General features: G+C 34.3%; 15 protein-coding genes. 7 read left to right on the top strand and 8 right to left on the bottom strand.

The window, feature by feature from the left end; genetic code table 11:
* Positions 1 to 373: 373 nt before the first annotated feature.
* The 7 genes from MUB18_RS08420 to MUB18_RS08390 form a co-directional block, all read right to left on the bottom strand.
* Positions 374 to 1,255: a hypothetical protein gene (locus MUB18_RS08420; RefSeq protein ID WP_248755626.1), complete on the bottom strand. Its 882-nt coding sequence runs from the start codon at positions 1,253 to 1,255 to the stop codon at positions 374 to 376.
* Positions 1,256 to 1,527: 272 nt separating this feature from the next.
* Positions 1,528 to 2,835, bottom strand: coding sequence for a DUF4302 domain-containing protein (locus MUB18_RS08415; protein ID WP_248755625.1), 1,308 nt, complete (start codon positions 2,833 to 2,835; stop codon positions 1,528 to 1,530).
* Positions 2,836 to 2,852: 17 nt separating this feature from the next.
* Positions 2,853 to 4,292 carry a substrate import-associated zinc metallohydrolase lipoprotein gene (locus MUB18_RS08410; protein ID WP_248755624.1) on the bottom strand — a complete coding sequence of 480 codons (1,440 nt, stop codon included), beginning with the start codon at positions 4,290 to 4,292 and terminating at the stop codon, positions 2,853 to 2,855.
* 16 nt (positions 4,293 to 4,308) lie between these two features.
* Complete coding sequence (locus MUB18_RS08405) at positions 4,309 to 5,778, bottom strand: RagB/SusD family nutrient uptake outer membrane protein (RefSeq protein ID WP_248755623.1); 1,470 nt, start codon at positions 5,776 to 5,778, stop codon at positions 4,309 to 4,311.
* A gap of 16 nt (positions 5,779 to 5,794) precedes the next feature.
* Positions 5,795 to 9,385 (bottom strand): SusC/RagA family TonB-linked outer membrane protein, encoded by a 3,591-nt coding sequence (locus MUB18_RS08400; protein ID WP_248755622.1) that lies wholly within the window; start codon positions 9,383 to 9,385, stop codon positions 5,795 to 5,797.
* A gap of 201 nt (positions 9,386 to 9,586) precedes the next feature.
* Entirely contained in the window at positions 9,587 to 10,753 is a 1,167-nt protein-coding gene (locus MUB18_RS08395; RefSeq protein WP_248755621.1) for a FecR family protein, read from the bottom strand.
* A 229-nt stretch (positions 10,754 to 10,982) separates the two neighbouring features.
* Positions 10,983 to 11,519, bottom strand: a complete 537-nt coding sequence (locus tag MUB18_RS08390; RefSeq protein ID WP_248755620.1) for an RNA polymerase sigma factor — start codon at positions 11,517 to 11,519, stop codon at positions 10,983 to 10,985.
* Positions 11,520 to 12,036: 517 nt separating this feature from the next.
* Here MUB18_RS08390 and mbhE point away from each other — a divergent pair.
* From mbhE to mnhG, 7 genes are read left to right on the top strand one after another with little or no spacing between them, the layout of a single operon-like run.
* Positions 12,037 to 14,346: a hydrogen gas-evolving membrane-bound hydrogenase subunit E gene (gene mbhE / locus MUB18_RS08385; RefSeq protein ID WP_248755619.1), complete on the top strand. Its 2,310-nt coding sequence runs from the start codon at positions 12,037 to 12,039 to the stop codon at positions 14,344 to 14,346.
* A 1-nt stretch (position 14,347) separates the two neighbouring features.
* Positions 14,348 to 14,761, top strand: a complete 414-nt coding sequence (locus tag MUB18_RS08380) for a Na+/H+ antiporter subunit B (protein ID WP_045752600.1) — start codon at positions 14,348 to 14,350, stop codon at positions 14,759 to 14,761.
* A gap of 7 nt (positions 14,762 to 14,768) precedes the next feature.
* A complete protein-coding gene (locus MUB18_RS08375) occupies positions 14,769 to 15,125 on the top strand; it encodes a Na+/H+ antiporter subunit C (RefSeq protein ID WP_045752601.1) in 357 nt (118 codons plus the stop codon).
* On the top strand, positions 15,122 to 16,624 hold the full coding sequence (locus MUB18_RS08370; RefSeq protein WP_248755618.1) for a proton-conducting transporter membrane subunit: 1,503 nt from the start codon (positions 15,122 to 15,124) through the stop codon (positions 16,622 to 16,624). The genes MUB18_RS08375 and MUB18_RS08370 overlap by 4 nt, the downstream gene beginning before the upstream one ends.
* 9 nt (positions 16,625 to 16,633) lie before the next feature.
* Positions 16,634 to 17,110: a Na+/H+ antiporter subunit E gene (locus MUB18_RS08365; RefSeq protein WP_045752603.1), complete on the top strand. Its 477-nt coding sequence runs from the start codon at positions 16,634 to 16,636 to the stop codon at positions 17,108 to 17,110.
* Positions 17,107 to 17,382 carry a monovalent cation/H+ antiporter complex subunit F gene (locus tag MUB18_RS08360; RefSeq protein ID WP_045752604.1) on the top strand — a complete coding sequence of 92 codons (276 nt, stop codon included), beginning with the start codon at positions 17,107 to 17,109 and terminating at the stop codon, positions 17,380 to 17,382. Before MUB18_RS08365 ends, MUB18_RS08360 begins: the two co-directional genes overlap by 4 nt.
* Complete coding sequence (gene mnhG / locus MUB18_RS08355) at positions 17,375 to 17,773, top strand: monovalent cation/H(+) antiporter subunit G (RefSeq protein WP_045752605.1); 399 nt, start codon at positions 17,375 to 17,377, stop codon at positions 17,771 to 17,773. The genes MUB18_RS08360 and mnhG overlap by 8 nt, the downstream gene beginning before the upstream one ends.
* Here mnhG and MUB18_RS08350 read toward each other — a convergent pair.
* The gene (locus MUB18_RS08350; RefSeq protein ID WP_248755617.1) at positions 17,763 to 18,857 is read right to left on the bottom strand and encodes a lactonase family protein; all 1,095 of its coding nucleotides are present in this window, start codon (positions 18,855 to 18,857) and stop codon (positions 17,763 to 17,765) included. The genes mnhG and MUB18_RS08350 overlap by 11 nt on opposite strands.
* Positions 18,858 to 19,044: the final 187 nt, after the last annotated feature.

Genomic DNA, 19,044 nt, shown 5'->3' with positions numbered 1-19,044 from the left:
CTTAATAGTAAAAGTATACCATGACAGAAATATCAAAACTAATAAAGACAGGACAAATAGTAATAAATCAAACAAATGATTCTCTAACCTCAATTTATCTTTTATTAGCGCCTCAGTTTTATCTTTGCTCCAAAATTGATCTAGATTTAAATTGAGTGATTTAGTTGCCATGGATAGAAACGGCTGAACTAATAATATGTAACATAAAACTATAATATATGGTTCGTTACTTTTTCTTAAAATAAATATAACTAGACCGTAAAATATAACTACGAGAGTATTCTTAATTTTCATCCAACTAAATTATAAATGTTCAAAACATATTAATAACCTATGGCCACTAAAGTATCAATTTAAATCCTGTAATAATTATCTAATTTTCGATAAGCTCAACTAAAGGTTCGTCAGGAATAGCCCATTCTGTCGTATCAAGTGCAGGTACAGGCATTTCTTCATCTCCAAAAATTATTTCAGCAGCAATACAAACTCCAAATGTAATTGCCATACCAGCTGCATTACTACCCGCAAAAGTCCTAAATGCAGACGTTGCAACATTCACAATAGCTGAATACCCTAAATTATACCCTGTTATAACACCGTGCAGTTGTTTAAACAATTTTGTAGAGCCAGCAATAGCACCTCCAACGGAAGTTAAGGCGCAAGATCCTACTTGTTGCCAAGATAGACTGCTTTCAGGGACTTTCGGATCATCTGGAGTAGTAGGCTCATTGTTTGAAGCAGACAATGATGATTGTATTTTATTCTTGAACGGGTTTAATTTTTTGTTTGCATACTTGCGAATTTTCGTATTAGAAATGTAGCTAGTAGATTTTAAATTTTCCGCAATATTATAAAATACATTAGACTGTGTTTCACCATCTTTCGATGATAACTCAGGATGATTTTCTATAATTACTAAAACATTTGCAAGATTTTTAGCATTTAAAAATAGAAGTTTTTCAGTATCAAGATTATTATTGGAATAAAATTTTGAAAGCTGATTGTAAGATGGATTTTTAGAAGATAATGTTAAATATTCTTTTACTAGTTTTTTACCTCCTGCACTATTGATCTCCTGTAAAATCGTCATCGTATTATTAATAATACTATCTAATGAACTAGAGAAAATTTCACTATTCATTAATTTAGATGAAATTTTTTCAATTTCATTATCTGGTGAAATTTGGACAGATTCTTTGTTACAATTGCTAAATAAAGCAATGATGATAAAAAAAACAAAAATTTTGAGTTTCATAATAAAAAAGTTCAATTTTAAAATTGATTAAATGTATATATAGTTCTAAAACTGAATTATTTTTTTTCTTTCTGATATAAAAAAATAACTTCTAGAATTATATAATACCAAGATATTTTATCTAAATATGAGAATTATATGTTTCAATTTCTGAATACAAGAATGCTAAGATACACCCTAGAAATGCTCAGAAAACAAATATTAATTGTAAAAAGCCTGTTTAGAGAATTTCGTAACATGGCCTTTTACAATATTATTAATTATATTTAAACCTATCTAGGTCTCCAGCTTATCCAAGCCTGAGCGTCAGATACTCTAACCATATCATATTTTTTTCCGTCCTCAGAGGTTGGTATTAAATACCATTCTTCAGAACTACCAGCTGTCGCGGCACCATACAATATTTTTCTAGCGGCTGACATAGCCTGCGCTATAGGTGATGTTCCAGTAAATGTCCCAGCACTTGCAAATAATGTGAATTTTGCTTTGCCCTCATGAATATCTATTGGGGTATTTGAGAAAGTGTATGGAGCGGCCAATCCAGTAGTAAAGGTGATCATTCCATCGTATGGACCACCAAAAACTGATGCACCTGCATACCATAATGTTTGAAAATTTGGTACATCTCTAAACTTACAAAAATCATCGACTCCATTCGCATGAAATGCATAGTCTGAAACCCAACAATCATTAAAATTTGCAGCTCTCTGATTATACCACCTTTGTGCTGCGCCCATATCCATTTTTAAAGGCGAAACTGCTTCTTTTATTTGAATAGAATTTCCATTAAAATTAGCATTTATAAAACCAGTTGGAACATCAAAACTTAGGTCGGTCAACTGTGTAATCGTTTCCTTGCCAATAATTAGAGGGCTATGCAAAATAAGGTCATTACCAGAAACATAATAGTTTGACTTCAATGTTTTTAGTATTTCTCCGTCTAAATAAGAAAATGCTAAAATCTGAGCTACTCCATCTAACTTTACTTCACATTCTAATCCTCCAATCGTTGTTCTTTTAAAATATGTTTTTAATTTTGAAACAACATTACTAATCTCCTGTAGTGAAGTAAATACAGCATTACTTTCTTCTGCAGATTTTGATTTTATCAATATCAGTTTACTTTTATTGAAAGTACCTTCTAATTTTATGGTATCAGCATTCGCTGATAAAAAGGCGAATTCAAAATCAGAAAAATAACCATTTGCTGTCTCACCTCCAAAAACACTCGATGTTGGATCCGCAATTAAATGTAATGTTGAATAGGAATCAAACATTAGTGTTGGTCTTTGCAAAGCTTTTAGACGATATGAACTTTCTACCTCAGTAGGCTCATAGTCTGCTGACATTAGTGTTCTGTTTTTGTCATTAAATTTGAACAAAAAAGTTGCTGGAGTTTCATTGTCAGTCAACAAATAACCCTTCCATCCAAATTCAGCAGAAATTAACTGATCTTGATACGAAGCTAGAACCTCTGACAACCTTTCATCGACATCCCCTATAATAGGTTCTGTACTTTCTTTTTTACATGAGCTTAATGCCATTGCAAAAAAGAAAAAATATAATAAATGTTTTTTCATCTTGTTATTTTTAAATATTACAATGTTCCAAATAAATAAGAATTAGGATTAGTTGTTTTCACAAGACCTCCAAATATACTTTTAGATTGCGGAATAATATCTTCCACCCAACGTACATGAAAAGTTTGATTATTGAAATATGCCAATAAAGAGGGAATTGAAGCTTCAATTGCTCTTGCATTACCATTTGTTGGTTGCGGATTTGTATACGCTAATGAAAGTACTCCATTATTATTTGTAGTGGTAAAGTTAAAATCAGCATTATAACCTGTACCTAATGCAATTGTAGGATCCATAAAGTTAACACGGAGTATCATTCTGTTTGCTGAGGTAAAAAGCAACGAAATATTATCGATGTATAATCCCATTCCATTTTGCAAACCAGTATTTGCATTATCATATGCAGTTAAAAAGCTGGAAGATAATCCTGTTAATTTCTGAGGATTAATGTCGATTCTACTATACGTTTTTCCTGGACCTAATAAACTATTGAAATCTGCAACAGGAGAGCTTAAGTCAATTGCTTCTTGGGTCTTTATTTGTAAATCAGTTAGATTAATACCCCAACTATCTTTCATATAAGCTACTACTATTGCTTTCTTCTTTAATAATTTAGATCGGGCATCACTGTTTTGCTCATAAACACCTTTACCATTACGCTTTATATACAAACCATCATAGATAAAAAGATTATTGATGATATTATTAAAATTAGCTTCTCCACCTTCTAGAAGAGTTGCCAACATTTCTACAAAATCATCATCTTTATTAGATCTAGAATATGGGGTTATGTAACCTTTACCCCAAAAATCTGCTTCATATAAAATTTTATCTTCTACTGAATTTGCTGAATAAGCACCTCTAAAAATATTGAACCAAGTAGCGGTATAGTCAGCTGGAGTTATTCGTTGATAATCGGCCGTTACAGCAATATTTTGATTCAAAATATGACCAAACTCATGATGCATAGTATGCAAAATCTGCTTAACAGCGGCCTTATTTTTTGTATCAAATGTATTCAAATCTAATAAAACAATCTTACGCCCTGCTTCTGCCGTACCCAAAGTAATCGTACCGTTGCTATTATAAGAAGGGCTACCTGCCAGATAAAACTGTTTCTGACTATATGTTTTTATAAAATCTTCTCCTTTTATAGCAATATATGGATCTATCCAAGTTTTCTTTATAATATCCATTACGGGTATCACAAGTTCTTCTTTTACTGGTACAACGTTCTTATAGATTTCTCCTAATTCAGAACGATCCCATTTATATTTAACCTCGATATTATACGGATTGGTGTAATTGGTACTTATCCACTCATCAATAGGTCCTTTTTCCCATGTATCACCTCCAAGCCCAACGATATCAGATGTTAATTTTTCATCTTTACTGCATCCCGTTAGAAAAATAACAATGCAAGCAAATAATGATATTTTAAATAATGTCTTTTTCATAATTTTATTTTTAGAATTAACGAGGATTTGCTTCTAGCCCTGCAGCAATTGCATCTTGAGGAATCTGGATTTGTCTACGCGGATCATCGGCTCCTAAAACAATCTTATCTTTTCCATTTATATTTACATGCTCAACAACGATTTTATTTCTAAGAATATCCAGCCATCTTAATCCTTCGTGCATATATTCCATTCGTTTAAAATTTAAAACTGTACCTACTAAAGCTTCTTTAATAGATAATGTTGGAAAAAATGCCATAGCTTTAGCTTCTGTAAATTTATCTACTGCTGAAGAATAGCCCACAATTCTTTTCGACAAATACAAATCTAGATCTGCTATTGCCTGTGTACTATTTCCTAGCAGTGCATTAGCCTCCGCTCTATTAAATAAGACCTCTTCACTTGTTAACAAAGGGACCATATTATAACCATCACCTGAGGTAGCATTGATTGTTTGTTTTACAAAATGCTCTTTAAATTTCGGAATATTATAAACCGTTTCCGTTCCTCCAAAAACCTTAGTACTCATGGCCAAAGCTTTTCGTGAAGGATTATTCGAAGCATTAAAGACAGTTGCTCTAACATCTGAACTTAACCCATAATTATAGCTAGCGAAGCTCCTGCCCCAATATGATGCTGCTTCTTGCAATAATAAATTCGCTGGTTCAGTCGAATTCGTATATAATGCTTGTAGCTCATAATACCCCAGTCCGGTATATGTTGTATTCCAATCTCTCAAATTATTAACAACAGTAGACCCTGGAAAAACCAAATTTGCGTGATCGACAACTTTTTGATAATCTTGCTTAAATAAGTAAAAACGTGTAGCAAACGCATGAGCCGCTTGTGTAGTAAAATGATATTTCGGGATTCTATATTTGTTATTTTGAATCAATGGTATTCCCTCAACTAAATCCTTTTCAATCTGCTCATAAACAGAAGCCACAGTACCTCTGTTATAGTCACCTTCTACGGTTCTTTGCGGTAATATTACATAAGGAATTCCTGGAGATGATGAAGCTGTCGCCGGATCATATGGTTTCGCAAAGAAGGTTACCAACATAAAGTGTGCATACGCACGCGCAACTAAAGCCTCGCCTTTGCTCGAAGAATATTCAGCAGTATTACCAGCTTTCTCTATAGCTTCCAAAGCATAATTTGCAGCGGCAATAGCTTTGTAGCATGCATTCCAATAAAATGAGGGGGTGTCTTCAGATTCCGCATCGATCTGATCAATATAATTCCATGGTGATGAATTCGGCAAAAGACGCTCTTTTATTCCCTTATCTCCTGCATTATCACTCATTGCTTCTGCAAAAGCAATATAATTTCCATGAGGATATGCATTTGCTAACAGTTCCGCTACCTTGACTGGGCTTGTTAACTCTGTTCGATCATCTGGTTGGTGTTCTAAAAATTTATTACAACTGACAGACAGAAATAAACTTGGCGCTATTATATATATAAATATTTTATATGTTTTCATTTTCTTTCAATTTAAACTAGAATCCAACTTTTAAAGAGACCGTATATTGTTTAGGGATAGGTAAAGCCACCCCTCCCGAAGCAAAAAATTCTGGATCTTGACCCTTTAATTTTTTATCGGAATAGATCAACCAAAAATTATTCGCAACTAAACTTAAAGAAACATTATTCGCTCCAAAAGATTTCAATGTTGAAGCCGGCAATGCGTAAGAAAGTGCTAATTGCTTCAATCTGATAAAACCACCATCGGCAACACGAACATTTGAATAATTGTAGGTATTGTAAGGGTATGTTCCTGCAATGTTGTTTGCGGCTTCGACATCCAAAATTGATGGAACATTGGTGATAAGCTCATCACCAGGTAACGTCCATCGATCTTTAAATTCATTTGGCATAGCATCCAAATCTGAATATTGAGTTGCAAAAGCAGGATTTAATCTAATCTTATTACCCGCAGAGAATGTCAATAAAGCATTAAAAGTAAAACCTTTATAACTCAAAGTATTATAAAAACCTCCTGTCAATTTTGGATCTGTCGGACCTTCATACTTCAAATAACTTGCATTCAAACTTTGCATATAAACATCCATACTCTTCTCTCCCTTTTCATTTATAAATTCAGGTATTCCTGTCGTCGGGTTTAAACCGGTAAAGTCCACTGAATATAACCCTCGGTAAGGAAAACCTTCTTGAGGTCCACCATCAGCTGTTACTAAATTGAAGATAGTTTGTGGACTGGAAAGCTTTGTTACTTTATTTTTATTATATCCAAAATTGAAATTACTTCTCCAACTGAATTCATCATTTTTAATGATTGGACCACTCAACGTAACCTCAATACCTTTAGAGTTCATGTCCGCATAATTGGCAGTGGTCAAAAATTGTCCACCGATACCTGACGTTCTTAAAGGACTTATTAAATCAAAACCATTTCGATTATATAAATCAACTGTCAAATTTAACCTACTTTTAAAGAAACTAAGATCGAAACCAATATTCGTTTCATACTGTTTTTCCCATGTTAGGTCCTTATTTTCAATATACTCGATATTCATTACAGATTCTGTCTCGTATATGTAAGGGCGTAAGGCGCTTCCGTTTCTTAGCACTAACGCAGAATTTGTTGCATTTCCCAAACTTGCAGTCAAACCATAAGTTGCTCGCACAGTGAATCTGTTCACAATATCTTGATGTTTCATGAAGTCTTCTTCATCCACATTCCAAGCTCCTGATATATTCCAAGTTGGTAACCATCTAGCTGTTGCCGAACTGCCCAATTGATTGGAACCATCATAACGACCCGTGGCATTGAAAGAATATTTACCATCGAAGGAATATGCAACTCTGGTCATAAAGGCAGAAAACCGGTCATACTTATTATTCATTGAAAAATAAGGAAGGTTGCTTAATACAGATTGCTTAACAATATTAGGATCTATAAAAGGAACACCACCCTTGTCAAATTGGTAGCCATATCCGATCATACTTCGTGCCTGTCGATTTGCTATTCGTGTCTCCTGAAATGCATAAACATTAAATAAATGCTTTTCATTGAAAGTATTATCATATTCAAATGAATTTCGAACCATATAAGATTTTAAGAAATCATCTGTGGTATTGTAGAATCCTCCATATGGAAGTACAACTACAGGCTGTAACTCTGGATGTTCTGGATCACGGAATAAGAAACGATTATTATCTTGAATATATGAATCTCCATTTGCTCTATAAGCATTGGCCATATTCGAGTTTTCTCTTACTTTATGTTCATTACCACTTTTAACATATCGCATCGAAGCCAATAGATCATATTTAAAGTGCTTAGAGAATTTATAACCTCCTCCTCCTTGCAATTTAAAATCCAACATACTTAGATCGAGCGTATTATTATCTAACTCATTAAGAATATTAAAGTCAGCAAAATTTCTTGTAAAATTTTCTCGATTACCATTTTCGTCAAATGCGGTTAAAGTACGGCTTGTATTAAGCGCGTAACTAAACGGATTAATATCGAAATCTCTAGAATAAGTTCCCTCTACAGGATTACTAACACGTCCAATTGTGCCCGGAGTTTGTTGATTTCGAATAGAACCCGTGGTAATAAAGTTCAGAGAAAGTTTATCTGTCAAATTAAATATAGCATTGACATTAGATGTATACCGCTCTACTTTATTTCCTTTTGCCCATCCGTTATCGTTTAAATAACTTGTTGAAAAATACAATTGTGATTTTTCTGATCCTGAAGAAACACTAATACCATGTTCTTGAATAAGTGAATTTTTAAAAAGAACATCAAACCAGTCTGTATTTGTTGTAGCATAACGCGATAAAAATTTATTACGAGCTTCGGGAGTATTAGCTAGTCCAAATTGTCCACTGCTTGCATCATATGTATTAATAAGCTGATACATTTTGGTAAAAACCCCGCCGTCTGTGGCTCTAGATGCGCTAGAATGATTCAACCATCCTTTACGCGCCAACTCTGAATAGACTGACATTTGATCCGAGGAATTCATAATATTGAAATTGTCGTAGCTCGGCTTTAAATAAGTTGAAAAATTTCCAGTATATGAAACTAACGGTTTACCGATCCTTCCTTTTTTTGTCGTAATTACAACTACACCATTCATGGCACGTGCTCCATACTGAGCAGTTGCCGCGGCATCTTTTAAAATATTAAAACTCTCAATATCATCGGCATTAATTCCAGCAACGGATGATCCAATTAAAGTACTCACATCCCCAGATGATAATTGCTCATTAGATATGTTAACAACATCCTCCAAGATTACACCATCAACAACCCATAAAGGTTTATTATCTCCAGTTATAGAGGTCGCCCCCCTCACCCGTATCTTTGGTGCTGCTCCAAAAGTACCTGAAACATTTTGTACTGACACACCCGCAACTCGCCCTTCAAGCATACGACTTACATCTGTTATACCATCTTGCTTAACATCTGCTCCTTTTAATGCTGTAGCTGCGCCAGTGAAGAGCTTACGATTAATATTTTGATAACCTGTGGATACAACATCGACAATATCCAATTGATTATCTAAGGATTCTAAAGTAATACTGATCGTCGATCTTGATGATATCGATACTTCCTCAACTTTATATCCTACATAGCGAATTATTAAAACAGCATTTTCTGAAGCATTAATTCTAAAATTACCTCTTTCGTCTGTTTGAGTGGCGACAGAAGTTCCCTTTACAGTTATACTAGCCCCACTTAATAATTTACCATCCTTATCTCTGACTGTACCTGTAACAGCATTTTGATATAAATCTTCAGATGATTTATCACTATTCTTTACAATATTATTGATTGTAATCGTATTGGCAATTACTTTATACGAGTAATTATTTTCATTTAAAACTTGTTGAAGTGCGTCTTCTAGACTCACATTTTTCAAGTTCAAATTAATAAGTTTTGCTCCTTTTGTGACATCATTGCTGTAAAGGAAGCGATGCTTTGTTTGTTTCCCAATAGCTGACAAAGCATCTTCAATTTTAACATTTTTAAGGTTAAGATTGACCTTCTGTGCGATACCTTTAGCCTGAACACCGGTAACAAAAGCAAACATTAAAAAGGTACTAATTTTCATAATACGTATAGGTTTGCAAAATAACGAGTCTTGAGAATCCCAAGGTCGCTTTTTGCCAAATGGTAAGTTATTCATACATTTACATTTGGTTAAAGAGTTAATTTTTTCTGGTTAGCTTCTTAATTAAGAATGGATACAGGGATGCTGCAACATCTCTGTATTTTTTTGTTTTAGATTTAAGTATTCGTTTTACATATATTATTACTTATTGTTAACAATTAATTGATTTCCGCTTATTTTAAATTTAATATCACCAACATATTCTAACATCTCTAATACCTGAGAAAGTGGCACATTGCGATCAATAGAGCCTGTAAGTACTTTATTTCTATTAACGGCTCTATTAAACTTTACTTCTACATTATACCAATTGGACAATTGATTTAGAATATAGTGGATATTATCCTTCTTAAAATAAAACTCATTATTATACCAAGCTAAATCGCGATCTAAATCTGCTAAGCCTGTTTTCATAACCATTTCTGAAGATTCACAAAATTCGCCTGGCTTCAATATTGCAGACCTATTCGCATTGACAACTTGAACACTGCCTTCTTTTAATGTTGTTCTCACTAAACCTTCATATGCATCTACATTAAAATGTGTACCTAAAACTTTTATGTCTGTACCATTAGCTTGAACAATGAAGGGACGATCTGCATCTTTTGAAATCTCAAAATAAGCTTCGCCCTGCAGATCAACACGACGTTCCTCCTTGGCAAATAATTCGGGAAACTTCAATTTTGACATCGCATTTACCCATACTTTACTACCATCTGAAAGTTCAATTTTATAATATCCTCCTTTTGGAACAATCAAGGTATTGTATTTCAATGCTACTGCATTGCTTGTTCCCTTGACATACTCCAGTTGGTCATCTTTTAGCTTGATGTTGGCTTGAATGGAGTCATTCTGAATGGTTGTTAAATCTAAAGTTTCTCCATTATCTAAAACTAGAACAGCTTCGCTAGATGCAGGTTTAACATCATTTTTATGTATCGACGACTGTATGGCTACAATTTTGGTATCATGATGAGGTGGCTTGTCCTGGAAATAGAAAATATAAAAACATAGCGCAAAACAAGAAGCAATTAAAGGAATCCAAATTTTTAAATTCCAGCCATGGTTCGAATTTTTTAAATCATTACCCTTTTTTTCTAAACTATTCCAAGCTTGGTTAAGATCAATACGGTTTATGATAGTTAAATCCTCTTCTATAGAATGAGATTTCTTAAAACTATCATATAATTGTTTATTTTCCTCTTTTGAGTTTATCCAAAACTCAAGCATAGCAATTTCATCTCCTGTAAGTTCTTCAACAAGTGATTTTTTAATAATTTCAGCTATAACAAAGGGTTTACTTTTCATAATATATCATAAAGAAACGTTATCGAACCAAATGGGTGACAACAAGTAAAAAAAAATGAAATTAAATCTAATTTCTAGGAACAATTCAGATTAGCAGATTTGCTAAATGAAAAAATACACAGGTAACTATAAAGTTTTCAGGAATTTAGTGACGGTCTGATATGATTGTAGCATAAGAATGCGAGTACTGACTACAAATAAATATTACTTCAATATATTTTTGTACAAATTATCGAATTATGGTAAACCAGAGAAGCACAATAGGCAAAAATTCAGGATTCAACTTTTTCATAATTGTTTTTAATGCGCGCTGTTTCTGAGTTTTTATCGTATTTATACTTAAATTCAATTCTTTAGCAATTTCTTGGTTACTCAAACCTTCAAAATACCCCATCTTAAATACAATCTGGCAGCCAGGCGGCATGCTTTCCATGATTTTATGTACTTCTGCAATAACTTCCGAATGGATGATATTTAATTCTAAAGATTCCTGACTATACTCGCTAAATGGTGTGGTTAACCAATATTTTTCAACAACTTTTTCTCTACGCTTACTATTTAAAAAAGCATATCTTACCGAGGTATATAGGAAATTCTTTACTGCTGCTTCATTTGTAGAAACATGATCTTCATGGTTAAAATAGGCAATAAAAGCATCTTGTACCAGATCTTCCGCTTCGGCAAGATCTCCACAGAGCTTCCAAGCAAAATGACATAAGCTTTTATAGTGTTGCTCAAATAATTCTTTATTAACGATACTGCTCATTTAAACATAAATCTGGTAAAGGAAGAAAATACTTATTAGTTAGTCAGTTAGCGGCTCGGCGTGTTAGTTTAAAACGAAGTTAATGTTAAATTTTGTTAAATACTATAGCTCCTCGAAATTATTTTCATTAGTAATTTTTTTAACAATCTATTTTCTTCATTATCACACATACGATGATGCTTTTTAAATATGGACTCATTCCTCTCATATTACTAACATTTTTCTATTGCATAGATTAATTCAACCAATATATTTCCACAAAGACTCTCAATAAAAAATAATAATTTAGCATCATTTTTTCTACTATTCGTATCGGAAAGAAAAGACGTCACAGCAATATTCAAAACCCTCTCTCTAATTTGAAAACTCACTTTCATAGAACAACATGACCAACCATAGTAATGCTGAAAACAGGATCTTTTTTATGTTTTTTTTACCAATATTGATCAAAAAACCTATAAAAACCGTGAAATTTGCTTATATTGTAGCGTTTCACAAATATTTAAACAAAGACTAAATGCTATTTACTGTTCTATTAGGACTAATAACATCGAGCCTTATTGTTCCATTTGGCAGATTTGTTAAAACCAAGTGGGGGATTATTCTCGCATTCATACCGCTACTTTTATTTCTTTATTACCTACAATATATTCCGTTGATCAGTTGGGATAAATCATACGTTCAACATATCGATTGGATCCCATCATTAGGTATAAATTTCGACTTTAGGTTAGATGGTTTGTCACTCCTATTTTCGTTATTAATCACAGGAATTGGAACATGTATCTTTTTTTATGCGAAATCATATTTAAAAAATGATCCTTACATCGATCGTTTCTTTGGTTATCTGTGCATGTTCATGTCTGCCATGCTTGGGTTGGTGCTATCCGATAATATTTTTTTATTATTTACTTTTTGGGAACTGACCAGTATTAGCTCATTTTTCCTGATCGGTTTCAATAATGACCATGCAGTTTCTAGAAAAAGTGCACTAACAGCCTTAAGTGTCACCGGACTAGGTGGATTTTTTCTACTAGCTGGATTTGTGCTCATGGGTAATATTGCTCAGACTTACTCGATTTCTGAATTAGCAGAAAAAGCACAGCTTATTCAAGATCATGAATTATTTCCCTATATATTAGGGTTGATCATCTTAGGTGCCATGACCAAATCGGCACAATTTCCATTTCACTTTTGGTTACCTGGAGCAATGAAAGCCCCAACACCAGTTTCCGCATATCTACACTCCGCAACTATGGTGAAAGCGGGAATATATCTCCTTGCGAGATTTTTCCCAATTTTGGGCAGCAACCCTGCATGGACCTATAGTTTAATGATTATTGGAGGTGTTACCATGCTGTATGGCGCTTTTCATTCACTCTTTAGAACCGATATGAAAGGAGTGCTCGCTTACTCCACAATTTCTGCTTTGGGGATTCTAGTTTTTTTATTAGGAATTGGAACTCCAGATGCGATCATCGCTGCTGCGGTTTTTATTGTTGTCCATGCGCTATACAAAGCAACTTTATTTTTAATTACAGGCATCATTGATCATGCTACTCATACCAGAGATCTCTCTATATTACAGGGTTTGAGAAAAGTTTTACTACCTGTAGCAATAGCCGGATTTTTAGCAGCCTTATCCAGTGCTGGTGTGCCTTTGACTTTGGGGTTTATTGGTAAAGATTTAATCTATGAAGCAACCCTACACAGTGAGCAACATGTAGCCATATATCTGACCGTTGCAGCAGTAATAACCAATATCTTATTGGTTTCAGCGGGATTCATGGCTGGTATCAAACCTTTTATGGGTACTCTTCCTGAAAAGTTTGAAAAGATCAATATGCCAGCGAAGTCCCTATGGATACCACCTTTATTACTTGCTCTGTTAGGTGGGCTATTCGGTTGTTTTCCCCATATCATTGGAGACTGGATCGCTCAACCCACAGTCAATAGTATCATGAAAGTGAAAACAGATTTTCATCTTCAAATTTGGCATGGCTTTAATTTAGTATTACTATTAAGTGCCCTAACTATTATTTTAGGGACTATCCTTTATTTCATAAATAAACCACATCCACGAAAATTGCAGTGGATTGAAAGATTAAATTTTATTGCGCCACTGACTATTTTTCAAAAAACATATCAGCGCATTTATCAATTTTCAACCAGTTATTCCAACTACTTTCATAATGGATACTTACGTTCCTATCTTTTAAAAATTATCATATTCGCAGAAGTACTATTAGCTTATCAACTCTACCTTGGTGGTCCACTTCATATCAACTGGGATCTATTATCTGCCATTAGTGTATATGAGGTGGTTACCGTTTTGATTGTTTTTGGTGCTGTTGCACTCACACTAAGCACTGCCTCGCGACTTACAGCTGTCGTAGCGACAAGTGTCATCGGCTACGGTATCTGTTTATTGTTTGTCTTTTATAGTGCCCCAGATTTGGCTATGACACAATTTACGATCGACACACTCACAGTTGTTCTATTTGTGCTTGTACTCTTTAAATTACCTCCATTTCTTAATCTCGCAAAAAAAAGAATATTAATCAGAGATGTCGTCGTTGCTATCGTATTTGGTATTATCTTATCCATGGTGGCCATACGCGTACTCCATGTACCTACCAATATTGCCATCAGTGAGTTTTACGGTAAAAATGCTTACTTACTGGCTAAAGGAAGAAATGTTGTTAATGTATTGCTCGTTGACTTCAGGGGTTTTGACACCATGTTTGAAATTGTTGTGCTCAGTATCGCTGCTCTCGGAGTCTATAGTTTATTAAAATTACGTTTAAAATCATCGGAGAAGGAATAATATGAAAAGTACAATTTTACAGACAGCTTCACGCTACCTACTTCCTATACTGCTTTTATTCTCATTCTTCTTATTACTAAGAGGACATTATTTTCCTGGAGGAGGTTTTGTTGGTGGACTAGTTGCTTCGATCGCATTTGTACTACATAGTTTTGCTCATGGTACCAATGAAACGATGAAAATATTACGATATAAACCACTTTCTCTAATACCTATTGGATTGGGAATATCTGCTTTTAGCATGTTTATGCCCGCAATTTTTGGTCTACCAGTGATGACAGGACTTTGGTTAGAGCACCCCATTCCCGTTATTGGTATGATCGGTACTGCCCTCCTTTTTGATATAGGAATTTATCTGGTGGTCATTGGAGTGGTCTTAACTATTTTATTTACTATTTCATTAAGTTCAGATTAACAAAACTATGGAATTACTACTTATTTTACTCATAGGCGTACTCTACGCAACAGGCATATATCTGATTTTAAGAAGAAGTATGGTAAAATTACTTCTAGGAATCATGCTTTTAGGCAACGGAACAAATATGCTGATATTTCTACTAGGCAATATCACAAAAGGAAAACCGCCACTTATCAGTGATGGATTGAAAGTCTTTCAAGATATATATGCTGATCCTATACCTCAAGCGTTGATTTTAACCGCGATTGTCATCAGTTTTGGACTGACTTCCTTTGCCATTGTACTATTAAAACGTGTGTATGCATTAATTAACACGGATGATCTAGATAACTTAAACACACCCGAAGACGAAGATATATGATTGACAATCAAATTATAGCAACAGTACTTGTACATTTATTTACAGCAATCATACAGCTTGGTTTTTGGAGAAAAACAGTTCCACAACGCGTACTCAGCATAGGTGGTAGCTTTATCAGCTTAATATTTGCTGTCAAATTGTTTACAAAAGTATTCAATGGGGATATTCTCATTATGCATGCTGCAAATTGGGAAGCTCCTTTCGGAATTGTATTCGTAGCCGATTTATTAAGCTCAACTCTAGTCCTATTGACCGCTATAGCTGCTCTTGCAGTATCTATTTTCTCAGCAACAGGTATCGGACGCCAACGTATACTGTACGGTTATTTTCCCATTTTTCACTTTTTAGTAATGGGATTAAACGGTGCATTTTTAACCGGTGATATTTTCAATCTTTATGTATTTTTTGAAGTTATTATTATATCCTCTTTTGTTCTGATGACATTAGGTGGCCGGAAAGCTCAATTAGAAGGTGCTGTCAAATATATGGCCATGAATATACTTGCCTCAACGTTCTTCTTAACAGGAATTGGGCTTCTTTATGGTATATCAGGATCATTAAATATGGCTGATTTGGCTTTAATAGTGCCCAAAATTGAAAACCGGGCAATAGTTGATATTACAGCCACTTTCTTTTTGATTGGGTTTGGTATTAAATCTGCTATTTTCCCCCTTTATTTTTGGCTCCCCTCTTCTTATCACACGCCTCCATCGGCAGTTGCAGCAATTTTTGGCGGTCTGCTTACCAAAGTAGGCATCTATGCCCTGTTTCGGGTTTTTACGCTGATTTTTATTCCGAATGAATTTATTCGTGATTTACTACTAGTTCTCTCTATATTGACGATTTTAACTGGTGCATTTGGCGCATTGATTAAAACAAATGTAAGAAGGCTTTTTTCCTACCTGATTGTTTGTCATATTGGATTTATGATCGGTGGATTAGGTATGTATAGCAAATTAGCTATTTTGGGAGCGGTATTTTATTTGATTCATGATATCATGGTCAAAACGAATCTCTTTCTAATTGCAGGATTAATTCGTCAGATGCGCGGTTCTATGGACATGAAAAAATTAGGGGGGCTTTATGCTGAATATCCTAAAATTTCGTTATTAATGGCCATCGTTTTATTTTCACTGGCGGGTATTCCACCGTTGTCTGGTTTTTGGCCAAAAATATATTTGTTGCAAGGAGCCTTTGAAAACGCCCACTACTTTTATGCAGGAGCACTTATACTGGGTAGCTTCATCACGCTATTCGTCATTGCAAAATTTTGGTCAGAAGTATTCTGGAAAAAATCACCGGATCCAGATACCATTGAAGATAAGTTTAAGGATCTAATCGGTATTCGAAAAATAGCTTTAATCCTACCCATTTGTATCTTGGCAGCAAGCTCCTTATATATTGGCTTAAATGCAGAAATTATTATTCAAGTAGCTGATCGCATATCATCTGAAATGTTAAACACAACACCTTATATACAAGCAGTATTAGGTAAATAAAAAGAACATATGATAAAACAGTTTTTAATGAATCTGCTGCTATCTTTTATTTGGGTAGCATTAACAGGTTCAATGTACTATACTAATTTTCTTTTTGGATTCTTACTGGGTTTCTTTATCCTTTGGGTGATGAATCGCAATGAGGTGGATCAACGTTATTTTTATCGTGTACCAAAAACGATTAGTTTTCTCTTTTTCTTCTTTTATCAAATGATTATCGCTAATCTACAAGTAGCTTATGATGTCATTACTCCTAAATACTTTTTCAAACCTGGAATTGTAAAATACCGGATGGATGCAAAATCTGATTTTGAGATCAATCTCTTATCGACATTCATTTCATTGACACCAGGAACATTGATTCTTGATGTTAGTGATGATAAAAAGATTTTATATATCCATGTCATGTACCTTCATGATAAACAAAAATTCATGACAGAGTTGAAAAACAATGTTGAACGTAAACTATTAGAAATTCTACGATGAGCTTAACTGAATATTTGGATTATGTGATTCTACCGATTTTAATTCTTTCTACAGTAATCACATTTATTCGTCTTTTTAAAGGTCCTGATGTGGCAGACCGTGTGATTGCATTAGACCTAATCATTACTACAGGTATTGGTATCATCACGGTGTACAGTATCACTACCGCTCAAGCAATTTTTCTTGATGTAGCGATGATTCTCGCATTAATTGCATTTTTAGGAACAATAGCCTTTGCATTTTATTTAGAAAAACAAGATCACCATGACTGATATTATTATTGCCGTGCTGAGCACCATTGGTGCACTAGCCATTCTCTTTGCCTCCATTGGTATTCTAAGAATGCCTGATTTTTATTTACGGCTATCCGTAACCGTTAAAGCTGCAACCTTAGGTGTAGGATTATTATTACTTTGTGCCGCCATTGTGTTTCCGGATGTCTCCGTAACAACCAAAACAATTGCTATTGCATTTTTCCTCATGTTAACTGCCCCTGTAGCTGCACACATGATTGGAAGAGTTGCCTATATCACCGGTATAAAAGTATGGAAGGGCACCATTATGGATGAGTTGGAGGGTATGTATGATGAAGAGACGCATGAGCTTAAAGGCACAGGTACGCATGACGACTCTTCATCACAGGATGAACCCCTTAAAAAATAATACAGACTGGGGCTGGAACATGAACACGATTTCCAGTCTCTTTTAATAGTCCTGTTTTTTCATCTCGACTAAAAGTAACGATTTCGTTGGTCGTCTGGTTAGCCACCAAAAGAAACTTACCATCTGGACTGATATTAAAATTACGTGGTCCCTTGCCCATCGTACTTTGATTTGCAACCTTTACTAACTTGCCATCTTTGGCAATTGAAAAAATACCTATGGTATTTGCATCTCCTCGATTTGTTGCGTAAAGAAATTTACCATCTGGAGATGTTTTAATATCTGCGGCACCATTTGCCCCCTTAAATCCGTCAGGATTAATATTAATAGACTGATCAAATAACCAATCTTGGCCGTCTCGTTTATATACGGCAATATCGGCTGTCATTTCCAACACCACGTACATATATTTCTCTTTCTTATCAAAAGCGATATGTCTTGGACCACCGCCGGCCGAAGAAAATACTTCTGCAGGATCTTCAGCCAATTTGACATCAGGTTTTTTAGGGTTGATAAACTTATAAATCGAGATTTGATCTAGTCCTAAATCTTGAACAAAAAGTTCATTTCCCTTTTTGGAGAAAAAAGCAGAATGAACATGTGGACCTTCTTGCCTTACTTTATCGACACCTTTACCTTCATGTTGTATAAATTCCTTTAAATTGCCAATTACACCATTTGGTTCTAATCCATAAAGTACAAATGAGCCTCCTGAATAATTAGATACTGCAATCAAATTTTTATAGGGACTCACCGCAACATGACAGGGAGCATCACCCTTTGTCGGTACGACATTCAATAAGGTAAATTGACCATTATTATAAGAGTATGAAGCTAAATTTCCTTTATTTTTACCTTGCTCACTTACTGCATATATAATATTATCTTTACGGGCTAGAAAAGACGGATCAATCATTGGCGTGGTAGAAATCAACTCCATTGCACCTGTTTTAGCATTGAAGTCAAAAGCATATATACCTTTACTCGCTGTATTAGACGTGTAGGTACCGACAAACATCGTCATGTTTTGGGACCAACCTAAAAAAGGGAAACAGGTCAAAATAAAAAGCAGAATTTTTTTCATGTTTTCAAAATTAAAACTTTGTGTTAAAAAGTAGTGTTAAAATTGGTTAAAACTACTTTTGATACGGTGTAAATACTTATTTTAGCTGTTCCATGGATGTTACGTATTTCTTTGTCATTATGGAACAGAAAAAGGCAAAGATACCTTGGAAATATTATTGAAATAAAATTAAGAATAATTAATATAT

The sequence above is a fragment of the Sphingobacterium sp. PCS056 genome (assembly GCF_023273895.1).
Classification (GTDB): domain Bacteria; phylum Bacteroidota; class Bacteroidia; order Sphingobacteriales; family Sphingobacteriaceae; genus Sphingobacterium.
The sequence above is the reverse complement of the archived record's forward strand: the minus strand, read 5'-3'. Positions and strand labels throughout refer to the sequence as shown.

Bases quoted from the DNA above. Each gene is read 5' to 3' on its own strand.
- MUB18_RS08350 (WP_248755617.1), bottom strand. From the start codon at position 18,857: ATGAAAAAAATTCTGCTTTTTATTTTGACCTGTTTCCCTTTTTTAGGT.
- MUB18_RS08405 (WP_248755623.1), bottom strand. From the start codon at position 5,778: ATGAAAACATATAAAATATTTATATATATAATAGCGCCAAGTTTATTT.
- MUB18_RS08410 (WP_248755624.1), bottom strand. From the start codon at position 4,292: ATGAAAAAGACATTATTTAAAATATCATTATTTGCTTGCATTGTTATT.
- MUB18_RS08420 (WP_248755626.1), bottom strand. From the start codon at position 1,255: ATGAAACTCAAAATTTTTGTTTTTTTTATCATCATTGCTTTATTTAGC.
- MUB18_RS08370 (WP_248755618.1), top strand. From the start codon at position 15,122: ATGATTGACAATCAAATTATAGCAACAGTACTTGTACATTTATTTACA.
- MUB18_RS08360 (WP_045752604.1), top strand. From the start codon at position 17,107: ATGAGCTTAACTGAATATTTGGATTATGTGATTCTACCGATTTTAATT.
- MUB18_RS08365 (WP_045752603.1), top strand. From the start codon at position 16,634: ATGATAAAACAGTTTTTAATGAATCTGCTGCTATCTTTTATTTGGGTA.
- MUB18_RS08415 (WP_248755625.1), bottom strand. From the start codon at position 2,835: ATGAAAAAACATTTATTATATTTTTTCTTTTTTGCAATGGCATTAAGC.
- mbhE (WP_248755619.1), top strand. From the start codon at position 12,037: ATGCTATTTACTGTTCTATTAGGACTAATAACATCGAGCCTTATTGTT.
- MUB18_RS08380 (WP_045752600.1), top strand. From the start codon at position 14,348: ATGAAAAGTACAATTTTACAGACAGCTTCACGCTACCTACTTCCTATA.
- mnhG (WP_045752605.1), top strand. From the start codon at position 17,375: ATGACTGATATTATTATTGCCGTGCTGAGCACCATTGGTGCACTAGCC.
- MUB18_RS08400 (WP_248755622.1), bottom strand. From the start codon at position 9,385: ATGAAAATTAGTACCTTTTTAATGTTTGCTTTTGTTACCGGTGTTCAG.
- MUB18_RS08375 (WP_045752601.1), top strand. From the start codon at position 14,769: ATGGAATTACTACTTATTTTACTCATAGGCGTACTCTACGCAACAGGC.
- MUB18_RS08395 (WP_248755621.1), bottom strand. From the start codon at position 10,753: ATGAAAAGTAAACCCTTTGTTATAGCTGAAATTATTAAAAAATCACTT.
- MUB18_RS08390 (WP_248755620.1), bottom strand. From the start codon at position 11,519: ATGAGCAGTATCGTTAATAAAGAATTATTTGAGCAACACTATAAAAGC.